At 69.0% G+C, this 23,882-nt stretch carries 17 protein-coding genes, 1 tRNA gene and 4 pseudogenes; 8 read left to right on the plus strand and 14 right to left on the minus strand.

The genetic code is table 11. The annotated features are described in order from the left end of the window. Nucleotides 1-19: 19 nt before the first annotated feature. A complete protein-coding gene (locus ASG74_RS08150) occupies nt 20-1,066 on the minus strand; it encodes a zinc-dependent metalloprotease (RefSeq protein WP_056141302.1) in 1,047 nt (348 codons plus the stop codon). A 9-nt stretch (nt 1,067-1,075) separates the two neighbouring features. Continuing rightward, nucleotides 1,076-2,521, minus strand: a complete 1,446-nt coding sequence (locus ASG74_RS08155; protein ID WP_082569596.1) for a D-alanyl-D-alanine carboxypeptidase/D-alanyl-D-alanine-endopeptidase — start codon at nt 2,519-2,521, stop codon at nt 1,076-1,078. A 90-nt stretch (nt 2,522-2,611) separates the two neighbouring features. Here ASG74_RS08155 and ASG74_RS08160 point away from each other — a divergent pair, with 90 nt between their 5' ends. After that, nucleotides 2,612-3,253, plus strand: coding sequence for an inorganic diphosphatase (locus tag ASG74_RS08160; RefSeq protein ID WP_056141308.1), 642 nt, complete (start codon nt 2,612-2,614; stop codon nt 3,251-3,253). A gap of 37 nt (nt 3,254-3,290) precedes the next feature. Here ASG74_RS08160 and ASG74_RS08165 read toward each other — a convergent pair whose 3' ends face one another. Together ASG74_RS08165 and ASG74_RS08170 are read right to left on the minus strand one after the other, a co-directional pair. Beyond that, on the minus strand, nt 3,291-4,031 hold the full coding sequence (locus tag ASG74_RS08165) for a GNAT family N-acetyltransferase (protein ID WP_056141311.1): 741 nt from the start codon (nt 4,029-4,031) through the stop codon (nt 3,291-3,293). Nucleotides 4,032-4,064: 33 nt separating this feature from the next. Then, the gene (locus ASG74_RS08170; RefSeq protein ID WP_056141314.1) at nt 4,065-4,580 is read right to left on the minus strand and encodes an SRPBCC family protein; all 516 of its coding nucleotides are present in this window, start codon (nt 4,578-4,580) and stop codon (nt 4,065-4,067) included. A gap of 138 nt (nt 4,581-4,718) precedes the next feature. Here ASG74_RS08170 and ASG74_RS08175 point away from each other — a divergent pair, with 138 nt between their 5' ends. The 3 genes from ASG74_RS08175 to ASG74_RS08185 all read left to right on the plus strand — a co-directional run bounded on the left by ASG74_RS08175 (nt 4,719) and on the right by ASG74_RS08185 (nt 6,945). Beyond that, on the plus strand, nt 4,719-5,921 hold the full coding sequence (locus ASG74_RS08175) for a hypothetical protein (RefSeq protein ID WP_056141317.1): 1,203 nt from the start codon (nt 4,719-4,721) through the stop codon (nt 5,919-5,921). Nucleotides 5,922-5,946: 25 nt separating this feature from the next. Beyond that, nucleotides 5,947-6,327 carry a thioesterase family protein gene (locus tag ASG74_RS08180; RefSeq protein ID WP_056143343.1) on the plus strand — a complete coding sequence of 127 codons (381 nt, stop codon included), beginning with the start codon at nt 5,947-5,949 and terminating at the stop codon, nt 6,325-6,327. A gap of 99 nt (nt 6,328-6,426) precedes the next feature. Next, a complete protein-coding gene (locus ASG74_RS08185; protein WP_056141322.1) occupies nt 6,427-6,945 on the plus strand; it encodes a mycothiol transferase in 519 nt (172 codons plus the stop codon). A 27-nt stretch (nt 6,946-6,972) separates the two neighbouring features. On the opposite strand, the gene ASG74_RS08190 is transcribed toward ASG74_RS08185, so the two are convergent. From ASG74_RS08190 to ASG74_RS08220, 10 genes and pseudogenes are all read right to left on the minus strand, one after another. Beyond that, a complete protein-coding gene (locus tag ASG74_RS08190) occupies nt 6,973-7,170 on the minus strand; it encodes a hypothetical protein (RefSeq protein ID WP_056141325.1) in 198 nt (65 codons plus the stop codon). A gap of 145 nt (nt 7,171-7,315) precedes the next feature. Then, nucleotides 7,316-7,729, minus strand: a pseudogene (locus tag ASG74_RS17615) (cytochrome ubiquinol oxidase subunit I); the annotation flags it as partial. A gap of 117 nt (nt 7,730-7,846) precedes the next feature. After that, nucleotides 7,847-8,306, minus strand: a pseudogene (locus ASG74_RS16915) (cbb3-type cytochrome c oxidase subunit I); the annotation flags it as partial. A 1-nt stretch (nt 8,307) separates the two neighbouring features. Further along, nucleotides 8,308-9,514 (minus strand): annotated as a pseudogene (locus ASG74_RS08195) (cytochrome c oxidase subunit I); the annotation flags it as partial. Between the two features lie 273 nt (nt 9,515-9,787). Further along, nucleotides 9,788-9,973: a hypothetical protein gene (locus ASG74_RS17160; RefSeq protein WP_156465326.1), complete on the minus strand. Its 186-nt coding sequence runs from the start codon at nt 9,971-9,973 to the stop codon at nt 9,788-9,790. A gap of 1,223 nt (nt 9,974-11,196) precedes the next feature. Further along, nucleotides 11,197-11,270, minus strand: a tRNA-Thr gene (locus ASG74_RS08200). Between the two features lie 211 nt (nt 11,271-11,481). After that, nucleotides 11,482-13,032: an alpha/beta hydrolase gene (locus ASG74_RS08205; RefSeq protein ID WP_056141328.1), complete on the minus strand. Its 1,551-nt coding sequence runs from the start codon at nt 13,030-13,032 to the stop codon at nt 11,482-11,484. Nucleotides 13,033-13,095: 63 nt separating this feature from the next. Continuing rightward, the gene (locus tag ASG74_RS08210) at nt 13,096-14,235 is read right to left on the minus strand and encodes a DNA polymerase III subunit delta' (RefSeq protein ID WP_056141331.1); all 1,140 of its coding nucleotides are present in this window, start codon (nt 14,233-14,235) and stop codon (nt 13,096-13,098) included. Continuing rightward, nucleotides 14,232-14,864 carry a dTMP kinase gene (tmk, locus tag ASG74_RS08215; protein ID WP_056141334.1) on the minus strand — a complete coding sequence of 211 codons (633 nt, stop codon included), beginning with the start codon at nt 14,862-14,864 and terminating at the stop codon, nt 14,232-14,234. The genes ASG74_RS08210 and tmk overlap by 4 nt, the downstream gene beginning before the upstream one ends. 223 nt (nt 14,865-15,087) lie before the next feature. Next, nucleotides 15,088-15,876 (minus strand): MerR family transcriptional regulator, encoded by a 789-nt coding sequence (locus ASG74_RS08220; protein ID WP_056141337.1) that lies wholly within the window; start codon nt 15,874-15,876, stop codon nt 15,088-15,090. A 228-nt stretch (nt 15,877-16,104) separates the two neighbouring features. Here ASG74_RS08220 and topA point away from each other — a divergent pair, with 228 nt between their 5' ends. From topA to ASG74_RS08240, 4 genes and pseudogenes are all read left to right on the plus strand, one after another. Beyond that, a complete protein-coding gene (gene topA, locus ASG74_RS08225; protein WP_056141339.1) occupies nt 16,105-18,930 on the plus strand; it encodes a type I DNA topoisomerase in 2,826 nt (941 codons plus the stop codon). A gap of 422 nt (nt 18,931-19,352) precedes the next feature. Continuing rightward, nucleotides 19,353-19,625, plus strand: a pseudogene (locus ASG74_RS08230) (FG-GAP repeat domain-containing protein); the annotation flags it as partial. A gap of 29 nt (nt 19,626-19,654) precedes the next feature. Next, nucleotides 19,655-21,862: an FG-GAP repeat domain-containing protein gene (locus ASG74_RS08235; protein WP_162252792.1), complete on the plus strand. Its 2,208-nt coding sequence runs from the start codon at nt 19,655-19,657 to the stop codon at nt 21,860-21,862. Between the two features lie 109 nt (nt 21,863-21,971). After that, nucleotides 21,972-23,882 (plus strand): FG-GAP-like repeat-containing protein, encoded by a 1,911-nt coding sequence (locus ASG74_RS08240; protein ID WP_056141348.1) that lies wholly within the window; start codon nt 21,972-21,974, stop codon nt 23,880-23,882.

The following is a 23,882-nucleotide window of genomic DNA, read 5'->3' on the forward strand; positions in this document are numbered from 1 at the left end:
CGCGAGCGAAACCGGCGACTCAGCCGTGCACGCGGGTGACCCAGGCCGCCGGGTCGGTGATCTCGAGCGGCTTGGGCAGCGTCTCGGGCGAGGTCCAGATGGCGTTGAAGCCGTCGACGCCGACGCGCTCCTGGACGCCGCGGACGAACGCCGCACCGTCCTTGTACTGGCGCATCTTGGCCTCGAGGCCGAGCAGCCGGCGCAGCATCTTGTCGACAGCACCAGCACCCTTGCGACGCTCGGTGAACTTGGCGCGGATCTGCGCCACGGTCGGGATGTGGGCGGGGCCCACGTCGTCCATGACGACGTCGGCGTGCCCCTCCAGCAGGGACATGATCGCGGTGAGCTCGGCGAGCTTGGCGCGCTGCTCGGGCGTCGTCACGAGGTCGGTGATGCCACCGGAGCCGCTGCTGAAGAGCTCGGGCAGCTTCTCGGTGATGCGCTTGGTGAGCTCCTGGATGCGCTCGGGGTCGGGCGCCATGTCGGTCGCGAGCTGGCGGGCCTCGGTGATCATGTGGTCGCGCAGCCACGGCACCGCGGTGAACTGCACGCGGTGCGTCTCCTCGTGCATGCAGACCCAGGTGCGGAAGTCCTGGGCGTCGACGTTGAGCTCGCGCTGGGTCTGCATGAGGTTGGGCGCCACGAGCAGCAGGGCGGGAGTGCCCCCGGGCGCGAGGTCGTACTGGCCCAGGACCTTGCTCGACATGAACGCCAGCAGGGCGCCGGCCTCTGCCCCGGTGACCTTGCCCCCGATCGCCGCAGCGACGGCGTTGGGAGCTCCTCCGCGCTTGCTGACGATCTCCTCGAAGGCCGGCCCGAGCATGGCACCCATGGAGTCGGCGTTCATCGCGATCCACGTCGGACGGTCGATGACGAGAGCCTCGGGAGCATCATCGGGCGTGCGCAGCTGTGAGGTCTCGGCCACGGGTCCGTGGGCTCGCCGGGCAGCCTCGCGGATGGCCCCGACCTCGGCCGTCGCCTCGTCGGCGGACACGCTCGGACCGGCTGCCACGAGGGTGCGTCCCGTGGTCTTGGCGAACTCCCAGTCGACGTAGCTGTTGCTCACGTGCCCTCCTCAGTGACAACCGCACTCGGTGAGTGCGGTGACGAACCGGTCCAACGCCTTGCGTGCTCCGAGCGTTCCCGACGAGGGTGGCACATCGTCGGCGAGAACGACGAAGGAGAGCAGGCGCCCGTCGGCGTCCACGGTCGTCCCGGCCAGGCTCGAGATCCCGGCCAGCGTGCCGGTCTTCGCCCGGGGTATGCCGGCCACGACCTTGGTCTCCTTGCTGCGGTAGCGGTCGGAGAGGCTGCCACTCAGCCCGGCCACGGGCAGGCCGGCGATCGCGCGACGCAGCTCGGGGAGCTGGTCGGTCGTGGCGAGGGTGAGCACGTCCGCGAGGGCGGTGGTGGTGACCGTCTGCCCGGGAGATAACCCGCTGACGTCGAGCAGCTTCAGCCCCGCCGTCGGCACCCCTGCCTTCGCGAGCTGCTTGACGACGAACTGCGGCGGGGCCAACGGGGCCGCGGGCGACTCCCCCGCAGCGACCATGGCCTGTCGCACGAGGTTCTCGGTGAGGGCGTTGTCGCTGTGCAGCAGCGCAACGCCCAGGTGCTCGCCATAGGTGGCCGACTCGACCGCCCCCAGCTCCGTGGCCCCGGCGGGAGCAGCCGTGCCGTGTCCCTTGAGCGGGACGACCTTGGTGGGGTGGCCTCGGGTCGTGAGGGCCTTGGCGAGCGCTGCCGCCACGCCCGCCTCGGGCACCGCCGGGGCAGGGCGGCCCGCAGCGGCCCGCTGCGACACCAGGTCGAGCATCGACACCGACTGCGTGTAGCCAGCGGCGATGTCCTCCTTCTTCCACGTCGCGGGGTAGGGCGGACCGGCGGCATAGGTCGCGTCGACGCGCAGCGTGACGGGTCCGGCGGAACGGTCGATGAGGGCCTGCGCCACCTGGTCGGCCAAGGTGGCGATGCCGGCCCGCCCCTCCACGACGTCGTCGTCGGACTTCCCGGCGCCGAGCAGGGTGTCGCCGGCGGCGACGAGCACGATCTCGCCGGGGGTGTCACCGGTCACGACCCGCGTGCGCATCCGCGCGTCGAGGTCGAGGTTCTGCGTCACGGCCAGGGTGCTCAGGAGCTTGAGGGTCGAGGCAGGTGCGCGGGGCACGGAGGGCTGCACGGCATACAGCTCTCTGCCCGTGAGTCCGTCACGGACGCTGACGCCGACGCTGGGACCCAGCCACGGGTCCTTGACCAGGGGCCCGAGGACGTCCGCGAGGCCCCGGGACGTCGGCGGCGTGGGGATGCTCGCCGAGGCGGTGGGACTTGGGATAGCAGCCGGAGCGCTGGGCAGCGGGGCCCAGGCGGGCGACTGGCTCGCCGAGCCGGTGGGCGTCGGCGGGGCGACGGGGGCGCCGTCATAGGTGAGGATCCCGGGAGCGAGGTCGACCACGTCGGCCGCCGCGTAGCCGACTCCGGCGAGGACGAGACACGTGACCCCAGCCACAACCGCCCGTCGCATCCGACCCCTTTTCCTGCAGTGCCCGACTCATGCGGGACACTGTTCCCCGAGCGTAGGTCATCCGTACCCATCCGAAAGAAGGCCACCACCGTGGAGTTCGACGTCACCATCGAGATCCCCAAGGGTCAGCGCAACAAGTACGAAGTGGATCACGAGACCGGGCGCATCCGTCTCGACCGGATGCTCTTCACCTCGATGGCCTACCCGTCCGACTATGGCTACGTCGAGGACACCCTCGGTGAGGACAGCGACCCACTCGACGCCCTCGTGCTGCTCGACGAGCCGACGTGGCCCGGCTGCCTCGTGCGTGCCCGCCCCATCGGCATGTTCCACATGCGCGACGAGGCCGGTGGCGACGACAAGATCCTCTGCATCCCGGCCGGCGACCCGCGCAAGGCGCACATCAAGGAGCTCGAGGACATCAGCGAGTTCGACCGCCTCGAGATCCAGCACTTCTTCGAGACCTACAAGGACCTGGAGCCGGGCAAGTCGGTCGAGGGCGCCCACTGGGCCGGGCGTGAGGACGCGGAGCGCTGCGTCGACGAGGCGATCCAGCGCGCCAAGGACGCCGGGATGACGACCGCCCGCTGGCGCATGCCCGCCTCCCAGGAGTCCGACGCCCGGGCCGCCTCCGCCGCGCGCACGGAGGAGGAGCACGCCCACGCGGCGGCCCGCGCCAAGGACGAGCTGGCCACCAAGGACAAGCCCCTCAGCGACAACCCCGACGCCTGACCCAGACCCCAACTTTCCCGCCTGAAGTGGGTTTCTCTCAGTCCGCCTGATCGCCGCGATCAGGCGGACTGAGAGGTTCTGGGGTCAACCTCCTCAGCTGCTGCCCGGCCTCGTCGAAGTTCGCCGGGTCGAGCCAGGCCTCGTGCGCGGACCGCACCGCCGGCCACTCGCCGTCGGTGACGGAGTACCAGTCGGTGTCGCGGTTGCGACCCTGCGTGACCATGTGGTTGCGGAACCGTCCCTCGTGCGTGAACCCGAGCCGGGTGGCCGCGCGCCGTGACGGCTCGTTGAGGGTGTCGCACTTCCACTCGAAGCGGCGGTAGCCGAGGTCGTCGAAGGTGTGCCCCATGAGCAGGTGGATCGCCTCGGTGGCCGCCCGGGTGCGTCGGAGGCCCTCACCATGGAGCACTCCGGCCGCCTCGACCTGACCGTGGACCGGGTCGATGCGCTGCAGCGACACGATGCCGCTCGCCCGCCCCGAACGGTCTCCCTCGAGCGGAACCAGTGCGAAGGTCACGTTGCCGGGCGACTCCACGACGCCCGCCAGGTGCATCCACAACGTGGCCAGTGAGGTGGGCCGCGCGATCGGCCGGTAGGTCCACAGGGCGTCATCACCCGGACCACAGACCGCCTCGAACAGGTCGGAGTAGTGCACGGAGTCGAGCGGCACGACGCGCACGTAGCGGCCCGCCAGCGTCACCGGTCCCGGTGCGGGGCGCGCCTCCCACCCGGGGACGACATCGCCGACGGGCTGACCATGGGCGTTGACTTCTGGCACGCGCCGAGGCTAGCCCAGCGGTGTGGCGGCCCCTCAGGGTCCGGTCGGGTGGACGGCCAGGTCCTCGCGCAGGGCGGCGAGGGTCCTGGCGATGTTGCGCTCATGGAACGCGGCGAAGGTCCGGCCACCGGTCAGCCTCGCGTCGACGGCGTTCGCCACCCGGTCGGGCCAGCGACGACGGGCGTCGCGCCAGGTCTCGGTCACGCGGGTGCCACCCTCGGTGGCCTCGAAGGTGTACTCCCACCGGGCGATCGCGATGCGCAGCAGCGGCGACCTCAGCCCCCAGCCCACGACGTCGAACGCAAACCTCTCGCCGGGGTCGGCCGCGCTCACCCTGCACCGCGTCTGCCACCGGGTGCCGCCGCGCTGGTTGGCGCCCACGAAGACGTGACCGACCGAGAGGCTCCCGGCACCGCGCTCGACCTGCGCCCCGGTGTTCTCCGGGCTCCACCGCGACATGCGCGTCGGGTCGCTCACCTGCGCATAGACCTCGGCGGGCGTGACCCCGGGGATGACCACCGAGTCACTGACCTTCATCGCACGCGCCATGTCGCGAGCCTAGGCGGAGCGACGCACGCTCCGGACCACCCGGCATACCGACGTCTTTTCGGTATGCCGTGTGGCGCGGTTCACGAGACACCGCGCCGCCTCGCGGCGTAGGTTCGCGACAGCCCAAGGAGGTGGCTGGTGCACGGTGCCGTGCGTGTCGTGGTGGCCATGCTCTGTGGCGCCCTGCTCGCGGGCTGCGGTGCACGGCCCCAGGTCGCGACGCAGTGGGCAGAGCCCCAGCTGGCGACCGGCCCCGGCTTCCGCGTCGCCGACCACGACCCGGACGGCGCGGCCCTCGCGAAGAAGTCGCGGGAGTGGGTCGAGAGCGGGTCCGTACCCGGCATGGCGACGCAGTGGGAGTCGATGAGCCGCTGGGCTCTCACCGACATCCGCCAGATGATGGTGATCGGCGAGGCTGCCGGGGACGGACCGGCAGCCGGCGCCGCCGCGCACTGGGGCTACTTCTGGCCGCGTGACGGGGCCTTCATCATCGTGGCCCTCGACCGCACGGGGCACAGTGAGGACGCCCGCCGGTTGGTGGACTTCATGTCGCGGCTCCCGTTCGAGCGAGCCAAGGGGTTCGACGCGCGCTACCTGCTCGACGGCAGCCGCGTCACCGTGGACCCGCGCGGGCCGCAGTCCGACGGGTGCGGGTGGGTGCTGTGGGCCCTGGGGTCCGTCTCCGCTGAGTCGCTCCCGGCCTCGGCGGACGGTCTGAGGTCGAAGTGCCTCTCCAACGTGCTCTCGCTGACGTGGAGTGGCTGGCGCCTGCCTCCGCCGTCGCCGGACTACTGGGAGATCTCCGCGCCGGAGACCTCCTTGGGGACGGTGGCGCCGATGCTCGCTGGACTCCGGGCGACGGCCGACCACGGCCCCGTCGACGCCGAGCGGTGGGCCGCTGGCCAGGCCGCCAAACGCCTTGAGTCACAGGTGTTCTCATCGATGGGCCCCTCCCTGGAGAGGTTCGGGGACCACGGTGGCCTGGATGCGGCCATCGCGATCATGATGCCGCCGTTCGGTCCGGAGGACCGGCGCACGACGAAGCGCTGGCTGGACTACCAGCGACTGGCCACGAGGGAGTCGGGCGGGCTGGCGCCGGGGGTGGAGTGGAAGCAGGACGGGACGTCGTGGACGCCGGAGAGCGCCCTCGTCGCGTACACCGCGGCCGCATCGGGTCGCAAGGAGGTCGCTGGCCACTGGCTCGACTGGCTCAACGAGCACCGCACGCCGTGGGGGTCGCTGCCCGAGAAGGTCAACCGCTCGGGCCAGCCGGCCGGGCCCGCACCGCTGCTGTGGACCGCTGCGCTGGTGCTGCTGACTCTGGATGCCCTCGAGTCCTGAGCTGCGTGCCTGCGAGACTGCGTTCATGACCGATTGCCCGAGGGTTCGCTCGGTCGAGCTGGCGTTCACGGTCACCGAGGCGGACACGGCGGCGGCGCTCGGGTCCGGCAGCCTGCCGGTGCTCGCGACTCCGCGGCTGCTGGCCTGGATCGAGGCCGCGACCTGTGCCGCCCTCGAGCCGGTGATCGCTGCCGGGCGCAGCAGCGTCGGAACCCGCGTCGACCTGCAGCACAGCGGCGCCTCCCCCGTCGGCACCGAGGTCACGGTGACCGCGGACCCGTCCTACAGCGACGGGCGACTTCACCGGCTCCGGGTGAGCGGACGGCATACCGACGGCAGGATCATCGCCACCGGCGAGATCACCCGCGTCGTGGTCGACATCGACCGCTTCCTCGGCAGGCTCTGACTCCTCCTGTGCGCAGATGACTGCGTGGGCCCGTCAGGCCGCCCTCGCTCGGCGTAGCGTCGGGGGCATGACTTCCACCCGCTCCCCGGCGAAACCACGATGAGCACCACCGACGCCTTCACCTCGCTGTTCGACCGCATGCCCGACCTCGTCCACTCGGCCGTCAAGGACCTGGCCGCCGACGACCTGTCTCGGTCTCCGAGTTCCGGCGCCAACACGATCGCCTGGCTCGTCTGGCACCTCAGTCGGGTCGAGGACGACCACGTGGCCACCGCCGCGGCTGCCCTGGGGCACAAGGGGTTCGAGCAGGTGTGGGTACGCGACGGTTTCGCTGATCGCTTCGGTCTGCCACTGCCGCCCGACGACACCGGGTTCGGTCACTCAGCGGAGCAGGTGGCCCAGGTCCGGGCCGACGGCACACTGCTCGAGGACTACCACCGGGCGGTGCACGAGCAGACCCAGCGGTTCCTCGCCGGCCTCGGCGAGGAGGACTGGGAGAGCGTCGTCGACAGGCACTGGGACCCACCGGTCACCCTGCTCGCACGGCTCACGAGCGTGGCCAACGAGGTCGCCCAGCACGTGGGCCAGGCCTCCTATGTGCGCGGCCTGCTCAGCTGACCCCCAGGTCGGCCGCGTGCAGGTGGGTCAGTGCCTGGGACGGGTGACGAACAGGCCAGAGACCGCGACAGCCGTGAGGATGACCAGTCCAGCTCCCACTCGCAGCATCGACGTGCGCCCGGTGACGTCGGCTGCGTAGACGGAGAGGATGGCGCCGAGGAAGCCGTAGCCTGCGGCAAGCCACAGGATGGCACGGGCTGCGAAGGTGTGCGAGTCATCGGTCACGAGGAGGTCCTTGCCGTGAGTTTGCCCCGCCAGCATAGATCGATCTGCGACGCCCAGCCCGGCTGAGAACTGCCCATTGTGGACGTGGCCCGCCGCAGCAGGGTCGGCGTCTGTGACCGCCTGCGTCGATCAGCCCCGAGCTCGCTCAGGTCGCGTGACGTTCCTCATCGCCCGACAGCCGATCATTGTCGTTGGCCGACATGGAGTCGTCTCCGAGGTCGGCCGGGCCCATGGCCTTGACGAGCCCACGGTGCTCGTAGCCGGCGGGGGCCGCCTCGGGGTGGTGCAGGTCGAAGGCGGGGCGCTCGGAACGGATCCGCGGGATCGAGTCGAAGTTGTGCCGGGGCGGCGGGCAGGACGTCGCCCACTCGAGCGAAGCGCCGTAGCCCCACGGGTCGTTGCTCTCGACGAGCGGTGCGTAGCGCCAGGTCTTCCAGACGTTGTAGAAGAACGGCAGCATCGAGGCGCCCAGGAGGAAGGCACCCATCGAGGAGACCTGGTTGGCGAACGTGAAGCCGTCCTCGGGCAGGTAGTCGGCGTAGCGCCGCGGCATGCCCCANGCGCGACCACCGCCACGGCGCCGGGGTGCCTGACGTACTCGCGCACGTGCAGCCCGGCATCGCCGAGAGCATCGAGGCGCCCAGGAGGAAGGCACCCATCGAGGAGACCTGGTTGGCGAACGTGAAGCCGTCCTCGGGCAGGTAGTCGGCGTAGCGCCGCGGCATGCCCCAGATGCCCAGCAGGTGCTGGATGAGGAAGGTGGTGTGGAAGCCGATGAACAGCATCCAGAAGTGGATCTTGCCCAGCGTCTCGTCGAGCATCCGGCCGGTGAACTTGGGCCACCAGAAGTAGAAGCCGCCGAACATCGCGAACACGACCGTGCCGAAGACCACGTAGTGGAAGTGGGCCACGACGAAGTAGCTGTCGGTGAGGTGGAAGTCCAGGGCAGGGCTGGCGAGGATGACGCCCGTGAGCCCACCGAAGAGGAAGGTCACGAGGAAGCCCAGCGCCCACAGCAGCGGGGTGTCGAAGCTGAGCTTGCCGCCCCACATCGTGCCGATCCAGTTGAAGAACTTCACCCCGGTCGGCACCGCGATGAGCATCGTCATGATCGCGAAGAACGGCAGCAGCACCTGNGACCGTGCCGAAGACCACGTAGTGGAAGTGGGCCACGACGAAGTAGCTGTCGGTGAGGTGGAAGTCCAGGGCAGGGCTGGCGAGGATGACGCCCGTGAGGCCACCGAAGAGGAAGGTCACGAGGAAGCCCAGCGCCCACAGCAGCGGGGTGTCGAAGCTGAGCTTGCCGCCCCACATCGTGCCGATCCAGTTGAAGAACTTCACCCCGGTCGGCACCGCGATGAGCATCGTCATGATCGCGAAGAACGGCAGCAGCACCTGGCCCGTGCCGTACATGTGGTGCGCCCACACCGCGACGGAATATGCCGCGATGGCGATGGTGGCGTAGACCAGGGTCTTGTAGCCGAAGATCGGCTTGCGCGAGAACACCGGGAGGATCTCGGAGATGATCCCGAAGAACGGCAACGCGATGATGTAGACCTCAGGGTGCCCGAAGAACCAGAAGGTGTGCTGCCAGAGCATCACCCCGCCCGACTCGGGGTCGAAGATGTGCGCCCCGAACCGGCGGTCGGCACCGAGGGCGAAGAGCGCCGCGGCCAGGGCCGGGAAAGCGACGAGCACGAGGATCGAGGTGATGAGCACGGTCCACGTGAAGATCGGCATCCGGAACATCGTCATGCCGGGGGCACGCATCGTCAGGATCGTGGTGATGAATGGTGCCGAAGCCGGAGAGGGCCAGGCCGAACACCCAGAGGTTGCCACCCATGCCGGGGCTGTAGGAGGTGTCCGACAGCGGTGTGTAGGCGAACCACCCGAACGCGGCCGCGCCACCCGGGGTGAGGAACCCACTCGCGGCGATGAGCCCACCGAAGAGGTAGAGCCAGTACGCGAACATGTTGAGCCGCGGGAACGACACGTCCGGCGCACCGATCTGCAGCGGCATGAGCGCGTTCGCGAAGGCCGCGAACAACGGTGTCGCGAACAGCAGCAGCATGATCGTGCCGTGCATCGTGAACAGCTCGTTGTACTGCTGCGGGTTGTCGACGATCTGCATGCCCGGCTCGAAGAGCTCGGCACGGATGATCAGTGCCATGATCCCGGCCAGGACGAGCCAGGCGAAGGACGTGATGAAGTAGAGGTTGCCGATGACCTTGTGGTCGGTCGTCGTGATCCACTTCAGGACCGTGGCACCCGGGGAGACACGCGCCTGACGCACGGCCTCGCGCTCACGCTCACGCTCACGCTCACGCTCACGCTCACGCAGCATCGTCCTCGCGTCGCTGGCGGCAGTCATCGCTTCCCCACTTCCTCGGGAGGTTCTCCGGCTTCGGCTGCACTCCACGTGGCGCCGGGTCACTCGGCTGGGCGCTCCGTCGACTTCGGCCGTGGCCGGAATGCAGGCTGCTTACCCGACCGACCCGGTCGCAAACCGGACTTGCTCGGCCATTCCTCTGGTCTGAACACCATGGATTCCAGCCTTCGGGACGCCGTCCACCGGATCCAGGACACACAGCGGTCACGACGAGGCCCAGGGCTGCGGTCACGGCCCACCGTCCGCGACTACAGCACCGAAACCCGCCCGGCGGGCAAGACGACCGAGCTGATCGCCTACGTGGCCACCGTGCTTGCGGTCCTGGTCACCGCGATCGTCGTCAACGACGACGGCAACAACACCGCCGACCCCTTCAGCGCCGATCAGGCCCTGCGCTACATCACGTTCCTGCATCGGCTACATGATCGCCCGCGGCCTGGCCAAGTCCGGCACCCGCGGACACGCCCGCGACAACGACTGACCTCGGCACGGCATACGAACGCCTCGCTCTCCTTGGGGAGGTCGGGGCGTTCTTCGTCCTTCCCCGCGGTCTGTGGGCACCGGCGCCGAACACCGTCGGCACTCCTGTGTGCGGTCAAGCCAGACCCTCTCCCAAGGAGATTCGGCAGGGCACTGATGCTGGAAGGCAGAGGTTGGGAACTGCCGGCCGATTCGCCAACTGGAGTGTTGTCTCCGCACTGCCTCCTGCCGGCCATGTCTGGGACCTCGGTGCCCACCGAACGAGCGCGGCCCCCTCTTCTCACCCCCTAGCCGGGGCGCCCTCAGCTTTCGTCAGGGCCGGTCAGGGCGATCGCCGAGCAGGTACGACATACCTTCACGACGTGCGAATCATCGGACGTGGTCACGCGCTCATCGGTGACCCACTCGTGCTCCTCGCAGCTGTCGGGTCCTTCGGAAACTCTCACGGCAGTCATGCCGTACTGCTACCCCACGCCGGCTGCGGGGAAACCGCGGCCCGCTCCACCGACGGGGCTGACGGGATGCCACGAGGCCGAGCGTGGCGACCGCGCAGAGTGACTTCACGGCGGCGCCTTCTCGAGACTGATGGCACACAGGCAGGCCCAGGCCCGCATGCCCGCGACGTCGCTGGGTACAGACCCGACGCGGCCCCCGCCTCCTCATCCCCGTAGCCGGGGGCCGCGCTCGAGAATGTCCGTGCGCCGGGCGAACCGGTGGAGTGTGCGGGGCGGCGACCCAAGTCAGGCTGAGCGGCGCTCGGCTGCCTCGACACGACACAGAGGGCACTCCTCCTGGCCGCCGCACTCCCCCTGCTGGTGCGATCCGAGACGGTTGCGGATCGACCGCACTTCACGACGCACTCGCGGGCTCCCGGCACGGTCGAGCTGCGCGAGTTCGTGCAGCGTCACCTGGTCCTCCCTGCTCATCGATCTACGATCGCACGCGCGTGGCTGACAGCCCAAAAGCCGCCGTCCCTGCGAGCACCACCAGGGCGGCGGCGATCAGGGTGCACCACCGAGTCCTCGGGCGGCCACCAGCCGGCTCAGCCAGGAGCACGCAAACGGCCTACCCGATGGCCCACCCAGATACGGAATCGCCTGCTGAGACAGGAACTGCCCCTCGCCTGTTTGTGGAAGTGAGGGGCAGTTCCTGCTCTGAGCCGCTTATCGGAATCGAACCGATGACCTATTCATTACGAGTGAATCGCTCTGGCCGACTGAGCTAAAGCGGCGCGGTGCAGAACCGGTGGTCCAGCACGACGCACGAGTATACGAACAATCCGGGTCCATCCCGAAATCGGGCCCGACCGAGCCCGCGACCCTTCGGAGCGACGGACATGCAGTGCCCGGTCCCAACCACGGACGGGACCCACGGCTGAGCGCGCGAGCCGGGCGGACGGCATACGACTGCATGTCCATTGCCCCGCGGACCTCAGCCGGCGGTCAGCACTTCAGGCCGTCCTTGGGCACCGTGCCCGTGAGGTAGAACTCGTCGATCGGGTCGTCGACACAGCTGTTGGACCTCATGTATGCCGTGTGCCCGTCACCGTCGTAGGTGATGAGTGAGCTCTTGGCGAGCTGGTCGTGCAGGCGCACGGACCACTCGTAGGGCGTCGCTGGGTCCCGGGTGGTGCCGACGACGACGATCGGCTGCGCACCCTCGGCCGTGACCTTCTGGGGCGGCTCCGACGAGCGCTCGGTCTTCACGGGCCACGAGCCGCAGGTCAGCGAGGACCAGGCAAGGAACGGTCCCCAGGTCGGGGCCACCGCGCGTGCCGCCTCGGCCGCCGCCTCGTGCTCGGGGACGGAAGGGGACTCGGGCTTGTCGAGGCAGTTCACGGCGTAGATGACCTCCATGATGTTGCCGCTGTAGCCGCCCCCCGGCTTGCGGTCGGCATAGGTGTTGGCCAGCCCCATGAGGTCGGAGCCGTCACCCTGCAGGGCCGCCCGCATCGCCTCCACGAGCGTGTCCCACATGCCCTGGTCGTACATCGCGGCTGCGATCCCCGTCGACGCCCACCCCTCGGTGAGCTGGGTGACGGCCGCATCACCGGTCTTGTCCAGGGGCTGCTCGTCGACCCGCTTGAGGAAGTCACGAAGGCCCTGCATGACCTGGTCGACGGTGCCACCGAGCGGGCAGGTGCCCTTGTCGATGCAGAACTGGGCCCAGGCGCGGGTCGCGGTCTCGAAGCCCTTGGCCTGGCCGAGGTTGACCTCGGCCGAGGTGAGGTCGGGAGCGACGACCCCGTCGAGGACGAAGTGGCCGACGAGCTGCGGGAAGAGGTCGGCATACGTCGCGCCGAGGTAGGTCCCGTAGGACTTGCCGAGGTAGTCGAGCTTCGGCTCGCCCAGCGCGGCCCGCAGGACGTCCATGTCCTTGGCGGCATCCACCGTCGAGACGTGGCCCAGCAGCGGCCCGGCGTTCTGGCCGCACTTCTGCGCAAAGCTCTTGGCGTTGGCGGCGAACTCATGCTCCTCGGCCGCATCGTCCGGCGTCTGCTCCGCCCCGAGGAACGCGTCGAGCTCGGAGTCGCTCACGCAGTCGATGGGCTCCGAGCGACCCACTCCCCTGGGGTCGAAGCCCACCACGTCGAAGCGCTGGCGCACGTCGGAGCCGACGATGAAGTCCGCGGCCCTCGCGTAGTCGACGCCGGAGCCACCGGGGCCGCCGGGGTTGACGACGAGGGAGCCGATCCGCTTTGACTCCTTGCGAGCCGGCACCCGCAGCACCGAGATCGTGATGGTGTCGCCGTCAGGCTTCGCGTAGTCCTGGGGCACGGTGAGCTCCGCACACAGACCGCCGCTGCAGCGCGTCCACTGCAGCTTCTGCGCATAGAAGGCGTCCGTGCCCTCCATGCCGGCGGGCGGCGTCTGCGTCCCCACGACGGTCGGTCGCGCCGGCTCGCGGTCGACGAGGTCACCGACGGTGGAGCAGCCCGACAGGACGAGGGCCACCGAGGCAAGGGCAGCGAGGGGGGCGACACGACGCAGCATGTACTCGACCCTACGGGCCGATCCTGAGTATGCCGTCCGCCCCCGTCGTCCAGCAGCTCACCGTCAGCGGGGCAGCCGGAGCTCCAGAGCCATGGCCTCGAGGGCCAGCAGCGGCTGGACGTTGGCGGCGATGCGCTGCCGGGCGGTACCGATCGCATCCATCGCGATGAGCACCCGGGTGGCCGGGAGCACCTGCGCCACCTGGGTGACCGTCTGACGGGCGTCCTCGTTGACGAGAGCCGTCGGTGCGCCGGTGTGCAGCACCAGAGCGTCGCGATAGACCGACAGCAGGTCCACCAGGGCTCGGTCGACCATGTCGCGCGAGAAGCGTGTCGCCCTGGCCTTCTGGTCCTTCTCGAGCGACGAGATCTGGGAGCGGATGTGCGGAGGCTGGGTCCGGGCCGACGGGTCGGCTCCGAGCACCTCCATCAGCCTGGCCTTCTCGGCGGCGTCGCGTTCGGCCGACGACGCCAGCGACTCCTCGGTGGCGATCGTCGAGAGGTCCGAGGCCGCATCGATGGCGTCGCCGACCGTGCGGATCTTGGACGCGAGGGTGATGACGTCGTGACGACGGATGCGGGCGTGCTCGTCGCGAGCCAGCCGACGCGCCAGCCCGACGTGCGACTGAGCCGCGCGGGCGGCATACATGGCCATCGGTGGGTCGACACCGTCACGGCGCACCAAGAGGTCGGCCACGGCCTCGACGGACGGTGTGCGCAGCCGCACGTGCCGCGAGCGCGAGCGGATCGTGATGATGACGTCCTCGACCGAAGGCGCGCACAACATCCAGACCGTGCGCGGCGTCGGCTCCTCGAGGGCCTTGAGCAGTGCGTCGGCGGCCCGCTCGGTGAGCCGGTCGGCGTCCTCGACGATGATCACCCGCCAGCGCCCGAGCGAAGGGCGGTGCGCGGCGAGCCCCACGAGGTCACGGGCCTGCTCGACCTTGATCGAGAGGCCCTCGGTCGCGATGAGGTCGACGTCGGCATGGGTGCCGTCGACCGCCGTGCGGCACTCCCGGCACTCACCACAGCCCCCGGTCGGGCACTGCAGCGCCGCCGCGAAGGCACGCGCCGCGACCGACCGGCCGGAACCCGGCGGGCCGGTGAAGAGCCATGCGTGGGTCATCGCGGCCGGGTCGGACACCGCACGGGAGAGAGTCTCGATCGCGGGGTCCTGCCCGATGACGTCGCGCCACACGCTCACTGGGCTGCCCCTTCGAGCAGGCCGGATGACTCGAGCCGGCCCATGACCGCGTCGTGGATCGACTCCGGCGAGGCGGTGCCGTCCACCACGAGGTAGCGCTCCGGAGCACCCTGGGCCATGGCGAGGAAGTGGTGCCGGATCGCGTCGTGGAAGGCGTCAGCCTCGGCTTCGAGCCGGTCGTGGACCTCGCCGCGCCGGCGACGCCCCTCCTCGGCAGGGACGTCGACGATGACCGTGAGGTCGGGGACGAGCGAGCCGACGGCCCACATCTGCAGGTCGTGCACCTCGGCGGCACCCAGGTCACGCCCGGCTCCCTGGTAGGCGACAGAGGAGTCGGTGTAGCGGTCGGTGACGACCACGGCGCCCCGGTCCATCGAGGGGCGGATGAGCTGGTCGACGTGGTGGGCCTTGTCCGCGGCGAACAGCAACGCCTCGGCGCGTGGCGAGACGTGGTCACCGTGCAGAACCAGGTCGCGGATCTGGGCACCCAGCGCTGTCCCGCCCGGCTGCCGGGTCACGACCACCTCACGCCCGAGCGACTCCAGAGCGGCGGCGAGCAGACGCACCTGCGTCGACTTGCCGGCGCCGTCGCCGCCCTCGAAGGCGAGAAAGAGTCCCTGTCGCGTCACGGGCCCGAGCCTAGGCGAGCCACCGGACAGCACGTCGGTGGGCGGCCGGTGGGCGGCAGGCGGGCGGCGGCGGGGTGGGCGGCAGGAGGAGGGCGGCCGAGCGCGGTGGCGAGCGGACGGCATACGGGATCGGGGAAGGTGACCGGAGGGAAGGAGCGGGGTCCGGAGGGAAAGAAACCCTCCGGACCCCGCAGCTTCCCTTATGGGGAGCGAAAGTCGGGACTCACGTGTGGCGGTCGGCGTTCGCGTGGATCGCGTCCCGGACGTAGGCCGCCAGCCCGGGCTCGAGGTCCTCGTACGTCTGGGTGAACCGCGGGTCGGCGACATACATGCCACCGAGGTTGCGGTGGAAGTCGTGGTCGAGGTCGTAGAACCAGGTCTCGATGTGGACCCGCGCAGACTCGGCGGCATCCATGGCCTCCGCCGACGTGGCCGGCAGTCCCGCCCTCAGGGCCGCGACGAAGGCGTCGTTGGTCGCGGCTGCCTCGGCCTTGATCTGCTCCCAGTCGGCGACGGTGTAGCCCTTCGTGCGCCTGGCCGACTGCTTCCACGCGTCGGTCTGACCCCACCGCTCCTGCGCCTCGGCCTGGTACTCGTCCTCGAACCCGTCACCGAAGATCTCCTTCAGGTCCTCGCGGATCGCCGGTTGCTCGTGCATCTCTCTCTCCAGTCTGGCGTCGATCGCCTCGACGAGCCGGTGCAGCTCGCCGACCTTGTCCAAAACCACGTCGCGCTGGCGCCGGAGGTGCTCGATGATCGAGCCGTCACCACGCAGCAGGGCCGCCACCTCGTCGAGGGGCAGTCCCAACCGCCGGTAGGTGACGATCGTCGCCAGCCGCTCCAGGTCGCCCGCGGTGTAGAGGCGGTAGCCGGCAGGCGTGCGCTCCGACGGGCTCAGCAGGCCGACCTCGTCGTAGTGGTGCAACGTCCGCACCGTCACGCCGAAGGTCTGGGCCACCTGCCCCACCGTGAGCATCTCGTCCACCGAAACAGTGTCTCCAACTGCGGTCATGGGACAACCGTCCTGCCTCACGTCGGGTGAGGGTCAAGCCGCATTTCCACCTGCCCGTATGCCGTCCCCTCCGCTTGCGTCTGCGGCGACGGTTGCTCCAGCGACCGGATCCGCAGACGCAAGGGCTGGGACCACCGTCCGACCGGGTACCTGTACCGTCACTCCCGTCTCCTCGTCGGAGCAGCGACGAATCCGCTGCACGAGGCGACAGGACAGGATCGATGCCCCATGAGCCCAGCAGGCACGGGTCGCAAGCTCGTCATCGTCGAGTCACCCGCCAAGGCCAAGACCATCGCCGGCTACCTCGGCGCCGACTGGGACGTCGAGGCGTCCGTCGGCCACATCCGCGACATCCCGACCCCGTCGGAGATGCCCGCCGACATCAAGAAGGGCCCGTTCGGTCGCTTCGGGGTCGACGTCGACAACGACTTCGAGCCCTACTACGTCGTCGACGCGGACAAGCGCAAGAAGGTCGCCGAGCTCAAGCGGCTGCTCAAGAACGCCGACGAGCTCTACCTCGCCACCGATGAGGACCGCGAGGGCGAGGCCATTGCCTGGCACCTCCTCGAGACCCTGCAGCCCAAGGTCCCCGTCAAGCGCATGGTCTTCCACGAGATCACCAAGGAGGCCATCCAGAGGGCCGCCTCCAACACCCGCGACCTCGACACCGCCCTCGTCGACGCGCAGGAGACCCGCCGCATCCTCGACCGCCTCTACGGCTACGAGATCTCGCCGGTGCTGTGGCGCAAGGTCAAGGCCGGTCTGTCCGCGGGCCGCGTCCAGTCCGTCGCCACCCGCATGGTCGTCGAGCGCGAGCGCGAGCGCATGGCCTTCCGCTCCGCCAACTACTGGGACGTCGAGGGCGAGTTCACGCCCGACGCCGAGTCGTCCGCGTTCACCGCCCGGTTGTCCGTCGTCGACGGCCGCAGGGTGGCCACGGGTCGCGACTTCGGTGACGACGGTCGCCTCAGGGGCGAGGTCGCCCACCTCGACCAGGCCGCCGCCACCGGCATCGCCCACGCGGTCCTGGCCGCGGACGTCAGCGTCACCTCCGTCGCCGAGAAGCCGTACACGCGCCGCCCGAGCGCCCCCTTCACGACGAGCACCCTGCAGCAGGAGGCCTCGCGCAAGCTCCGCCTCTCGAGCAAGAACGCGATGCGCGTCGCCCAGCGGCTCTACGAGAACGGCTACATCACCTACATGCGAACGGACTCGACAGCCCTGTCGCAGTCCGCGCTCACCGCGGCCCGCCAGCAGGCCCGCGACCTCTATGGCGGCGACTACGTCCCCGACGCCCCGCGCAACTACGCCAAGAAGGTCAAGAACGCGCAGGAGGCCCACGAGGCCATCCGCCCCGCCGGAGACCGGTTCCGGACCCCGGCCCAGGTCGCCGGGGAGCTGCGCGGTGACGAGTTTGCCCTCTACGAGCTCATCTGGAAGCGCACCGTCGCCTCGCAGATGGCCGATGCCAGGGGTTCCACTGCGACCGTCAAGCTCGGCGCCACCCTCGACCGCGAGGCACCCGCGGAGCAGGTCGAGTTCACCGCAAGCGGAACGGTCATCACCTTCCGAGGCTTCCTCGCGGCATACGAAGAGGGCCGGGACGAGCAGCGCAACGCGACCAAGGACGAGGAGCGTCGCCTCCCGCGCATGGGCGAGGGCACCGAGCTCAAGGTCCTGCGCGCCGAGGCCGACGGTCACGACACCTCTCCGCCGGCCCGCTACACCGAGGCCACGCTCGTCAAAGCCATGGAGGAGAAGGGAATTGGTCGTCCGTCGACCTACGCCTCCACCATCGGCACGATCCAGGACCGCGGCTACGTCTCGAGCCGCGGCAACGCTCTCGTGCCGTCGTGGCTGGCGTTCGCCGTGACGCGCCTCATGGAGGAGCACTTCACCCGGCTCGTCGACTACGACTTCACCGCGTCGATGGAGGAGGACCTCGACCAGATCGCCGGCGGCAACGCCCAGCGCGCCACCTGGCTGAAGCGGTTCTACTTCGGTGACGAGGCCTCGACGAGCGAGGGGCTGCGCGACCTGGTGGCCGACCTGGGAGACATCGACGCCCGCGCGATCTCGACGATCGACATCGGCGACGGCATCGTCGTCCGCGTGGGCCGCTACGGCCCCTACGTCGAGGAGGTCGCGCCCGCTGGTGTCGACCCCGTGACCGGCGAGGTCACGGAGGCGTATGCCGGTGACTCGGCTTCCGGTGAGCCCGCCACTCCGCGCCGGGCAACGATCAACGACGACATCGCCCCCGACGAGATGACCCCCGAGAAGGCACGCGAGCTGCTCGCGACGGCCGCCGACGACGGCCGCGTGCTCGGGCAGGAGCCCGAGACCGGGCGCGACATCATCGCCAAGTCCGGGCGCTATGGCCCCTACGTGACCGAGGTGCTGCCCGAAGAGGTTGCCGCCCTCAAGGGCAAGGCCAAGGTCAAGCCGCGCACCGCATCGCTCTTCAAGGACATGGACCTCGCGACGATCGACCTCGAGACCGCGCTCAAGCTGCTGTCCCTGCCCCGCGTCGTGGGCGTCGTCACCGAGACCGTCACCGGCGAGGACGGCAAGGAGACGCAGAAGCAGGTCGAGATCACGGCGCAGAACGGTCGCTACGGTCCCTACCTCAAGAAGGGCACGGACTCGCGCTCGCTCGAGACCGAGCAGCAGCTGTTCGACATCACGCTCGAGCAGGCCGAGGCGATCTATGCCCAGCCCAAGCAGCGTGGCCGTGCCGCCGCGAAGCCTCCGCTCAAGGAGTTCGGCCCGGACCCCGTGTCGGGCAAGCCGGTCGTGGTCAAGGACGGACGCTTCGGCGAGTACGTCACCGACGGTGAGACCAACACGACGCTGCGTCGTGACGATGACCTCGAGACGCTGACCGCCGAGCGGGCCTTCGAGATGCTCGCGGAGAAGCGCGCCAAGGGCCCCACGACGCGCAAGCGAGCGGCCAAGAAGACGGCGAAGAAGGCCACCACGAAGAAGGCGACGGCCAAGAAGACTCCCGCGAAGAAGGCGATGGCGAAGAAGGCCGGCACCACGAAGGCCTGACCCACACCCCGACTTCGTGCCCTCCTGGGACACACGAGCCCATCGGGCTGTGTCGCAGAAGGGCACGAGTTCGGTTATTCGGGTGCCAGGAATGTGGTGGTGAGTTCTCGCGATCACCGAGCGCCATCGAGCCCGCGGCCGTAGTCTGACTCTGCCGTGCCAAGGGGGCCGGTCGTTGCGGACGGGGAGTGTCCGCCCGAGCCAAGGGGCCAGCACGATGCGCACCACCCTTCGACGACGGCTGTCCGCTCTCGGGGCACTGGCTTTGTTCACCACCTTCTTCAGCGCCACACCGGGCGCGTCCGCGGAAGCCGGTGACACGGCATACCCGACCCTCAACGCGGTCACGATGACGAGCTCCACAGTGACGGCGCGGCTGGAACGTCTACACCGCAGTCCTCCAGGTCGGTGACTTCTCCGGCGACCGCCACGCCGACCTCGTGGCTCTCGACACCGCCGGCCGGCTGTGGCTCTACCGCGGCAACGGACGAGGTGGCTTCGCCGAGCGCACACAGATCGGCCACGGCTGGGGCTCCTTCGGGGCGGTCCTGCCGCTACGAGACTTCAACGGCGACGGCAGAGCCGACATCGGCGCCATCACCATGGAGGGCAAGCTGCTCGTGAGTCCCGGCAACGGTCGCAGCGGCTTCCTCGCCGCCAAGCAGATCGGCACCGGATGGCACACCTTCTTCTGATCTGCTGCAGCCACGAAAGGTCACGTCCGATGCGCACCACCCTCCGCCGATTCTTCTCCGCACTTGGATCCGCGGTGCTCGTGGCCACGTTCACCATGGCCTCCCCGGCTCATGCCGAGGAACCGCACTACAGCCTGACGGCATTGTCCGTCGAGGGTGCAGTCACACCCACAACGACGGCCATGCTTCGGTACTCGCTCTCTGGCACGCTACCTCTCCGCATTGAAGCGAGACTTCTCAACAAGGCTGTCGGCACAGTGTCGGTGCCACTCGTCCCAACGCCCACCGCCACTGGCTCACACAGCATCATCTGGGACGCGCGTTGGCCAGCTGGAAAGTACGAGCTCCAATCACTCCGACTCGTCGACCCCGGTGGCTTGTTGGGAGAGAGCTACGAGTCCGACGGTCGTATCCTGCGCGGGGGCGTCACGGTAGGTCATCACGCCATCGACTTCGGCACCATTGCGTACTCGATCTCCGGACCCCAAACCAACGAACTCGCCCCTGCAACGCTCGTTGGCCTCAAACTCGGAGCACGGCCCCTTGCGCCGGGGGCCTTCTCGATTCAGGTGAACACCAGCGACGTCCAGTCCACCCTGCGGACCGTGACAGCCCAGTGGAGCGGCGCAGCCAGTGCAACCGGGGACAACGTGGCGACTGGCCTCTCGACCATCGCAGGACGTGCCCAGTCGGCCGGTCACAAGACCCTCGAAACCATCACGCTGACCGATCAGTATTCGATGACCTCGGTCTACTCCCGCGATGGGACGGTCGCCCACAACGGATACGCCTCTACGACGAAGCACGCTTTGGATTTCGCAGAGTTCGACCTGGATGTCCCAGACCTTCCCGCGCGCATCTCTCCACAGATCTCGAGCCTCTCCTGGAAGAAGCGCTCCCAGTATGCGGATGAACCCTCGATCCTTACGGTCACTGTCACGGATGACAGCCATGACCCCGTCCTTCTCGATGGATGGTGGACCAACCCCAACCTCGCGGGCAGCCAAGGCCCCCAGGAGGTCAAGCTCCAGCCTGGTATCCCGACCGATGTCCGCGTCCCCTCGATGTGGGCCGGAGTGAACTCGCTTCAGACCATCCAGTTGGTCGACGGCGCGGGAAACGGATCGAGCTACCGCCGCGATGGGACGTGGATCCATGGACCTGGCGTGACGGAGCACCATCTTTTCGACTTCAGCTCGTTGGACCTCACCCTTCGACCATCGAGTCCAGCGGTCTCGATCCGACCTCGCCCCTTCGGAGCGCGGATGGTTTGGCACGCGAGCGGGCAAGCCGTCGACACGAAGTCCTCATTGCGCATCACGGTCAGCCCGGGCGGCAAGGTCATCGATCTACCGGCCACTTCCGTCGGTGGCCGCACCATCGACGTTCCCGGGCTGGCGAATGGCACCTCATACACGGTGACCGCCGTGATGCGCAGCCAGTGGGGCGACGGTCGGCCAACCAACTTTGTTGTCCGACCCATGCCCTCCACGAACGTTTTCGCTGTCAGGGACGCCTCAGGAGACAACAGGGTCGATGTCGTTGCCCGCAAGCCCAGCGGGGTTGTCCCGGACGGGGACGCCTACGTCTATCCGACCAACGGACGCGGGGCTTTCGGTCCCAAGTACGTCGCATTCAGCGCGCGGGACAACGAGTGTGAGCGCGTGGCGCCCGCGGACGTCCAGTCCGATGGTGAGGTGCTGTGTTTCGGGCCGACCCTCCTGGCGAAGCGGGCCCCTGGATACGGCTACCTGCTCGGCACCTCTGGATGGTCATCCATGCGGTTCGTCGACGGCGGCCATGACCTCACAGGGGACGGCCGGCCTGACCTCGTCGGGGTGACCGCCGACGGAGTCATGAAGGTCTACCAGACCGGAAGCAAGACCCACATCGTCTCCACCACCACCTTGGGTAGCGGCTGGAACATCTACACCGCCGTCTTCCAGACCGGCGACTTCTCCGGTGACCGCCGGGCAGACCTCGTCGCACTCGACACAACCGGTCGCCTCTGGCTCTACGCCGGCAACGGCCGGGGCGGATTCGCATCACGCGTCCAGATCGGCACCGGCTGGGGGAACTTCGGAGCGGTGCTCCCACTGCGAGACTTCAATGGCGACGGCAAGGCCGACATCGGCGCCATCACCATGGACGGCAAGCTGTTGATGTATCCGGGCAATGGTCGCAGGGGCTTCCTCCCCGCCAAGCAGATCGGCACCGGGTGGGGCGGCTTCTTCTGATTGCCGGGCTCCACGGCACGGCAACGACTATTCTTTCGCTGCCGTGCCGTGGGGACGGTCGCACCGCGGGATGACGCATCGCCCGCCGCCATCCGAGAGGGCAACGCCAGTGCCCAGCACCCTCCGACAACTCCTGTCGTCCCTCGCCATCGCCTGCCTCGGGGCCACAGCCTTCGCTTCGTCCGCCAGCGCAACCGCCACGGCGGACACGACCGCGCCCATCCTCACCCGGGCGACCCTGCCCGAGGGCACCTACGGCCCAATGGGCGAGCACCAAGCCATGACGTTCTCACTCACCGTCACCGACGAGAGCAACATCAAGTACGTCGTGATTCGTCACCTCCATGAGGATCCGGCGCTCAGGGCCACTCCGCTCGAGGCGCGCTGGTATGGCGACGACCTCGATGTGCAGGCGCTGACCTGGACGACGTCCGGTTGGTACTCCAACCAGTCACCACTCGACGGCCCCTACCTCGGATCCTCCATCTATGTCGAGGACGTTGCGGGCAACGGCGCTGAGTACCGCTCCGATGGCTCCGTCCGGTACTCGAGCGGTGCCACCGGAACCCATGAGGTCGACCTGAGCCTCCGCCTGACGGTCGCTGCGGGACGTGATGTCACACCTCCAGTGCTGAGCAGTTTCTGGGCGCCCGAACAGGCCGTGGCCGGTTATGCCGGTCCGGAAGCCTTCTTCTCCTTTGACGTCGTGGACCCGATCCTCTCCACGATCAACGTCTTTGGCCGGGTGGGTGACGGGCAGGAGATCGACTTCGGCCGGGAGACAGCCCTGTACGGCCGGCAGAGAGGAAGCATCCTGTTCCGGCCGTCAACCATCGGCGAAGCACGTGTCACCCGCGTGGTTCTGACCGACAGCAACGGCAACCGGTCGACCTACTCCGCCGACGGTCGGGTCCTGAACCAGCCAGCGCTCGGCCTCCCGGTGACGACCACCGAGCACGATCTGGGGCTGGCCTCCCAAGTGACCCGCATCGTGTCCCCGACGATCGTCGGTCTCGGCGCCACCCCGAAGACAGGTTCCATCGATATCGCATGGTCCCAGCCCGCCTTCAACGCCTACCGCCTCACCGTCCAGCCCGGCAACAAGATCATCACTGGCGAAGTCGACTGGTCGGTCGGCTACACGCGACATGCGACCATCACGGGTCTGACGAACGGGGTGGCGTACACCGTAGCGGTCACGCAGGTCACCCAGCAGGGCCTGGACCTCGACTCGGCGACGGTCACGGCGGCTCCCCGGATGGGTCCTGTCCGGGTGTTCGGCACCGGCGACCGCAGCAAGGACGGACGCGCCGACCTCTGGGCCGCCCTCGCCCCGACGGCCACCAACCGCGCAGCCACCTGGCGCATCTACCAAGGTGCTGGCGGTGGCAAGTTCAAGAGCACCTTGAGCACCACGATCCCCGCGACCCGGGCACCGATCCCGGGATCCTCGACCGGCAAGGGGCCCGGAGCACCACTCGGGGTGCTCTATCTCAACGGTGGCGACCTCATCCAGCCGACCACCACCAGTACCCGCGTCCTCGGTCATGGGTTCAACGTCTTCCGCACCATCGACGCCTCATCGGACCTCACCGGTGATGGCATCGCCGACCTCATCGGCATCACCCCCGCCGGAGACTTCTACCGCTACACCTCCACCTCCACCGGGGCCATCGGACGGGGCGTGCGACTCGGCGGCGGCTGGCAGACCTTCCAGGCTGTCTTCTCACCCGGCGACTTCGACGGTGACAAGCGCTCCGACATCGTGGGCGTCGATGGCCTCGGCAAGCTCTGGCTCTACCCCGGCAACGGACGCGGCGGCTTCCTCACCAAGAAGCAGATCGGCAGCGGCTGGGCCGGCTTCGGTTCGGTGTTGCCCATGCGTGACTTCTCCGGAGACGGCAAGGTCGACATCGGCGCCATCACCATGGACGGCAAGCTCCTCATGTATCCCGGCAACGGACGCGGCGGCTTCCTCACCAAGTCCCAGATCGGCACCGGCTGGGGCGCCTTCCTCTGA

The sequence above is a fragment of the Knoellia sp. Soil729 genome (assembly GCF_001427985.1).
Classification (GTDB): domain Bacteria; phylum Actinomycetota; class Actinomycetes; order Actinomycetales; family Dermatophilaceae; genus Knoellia.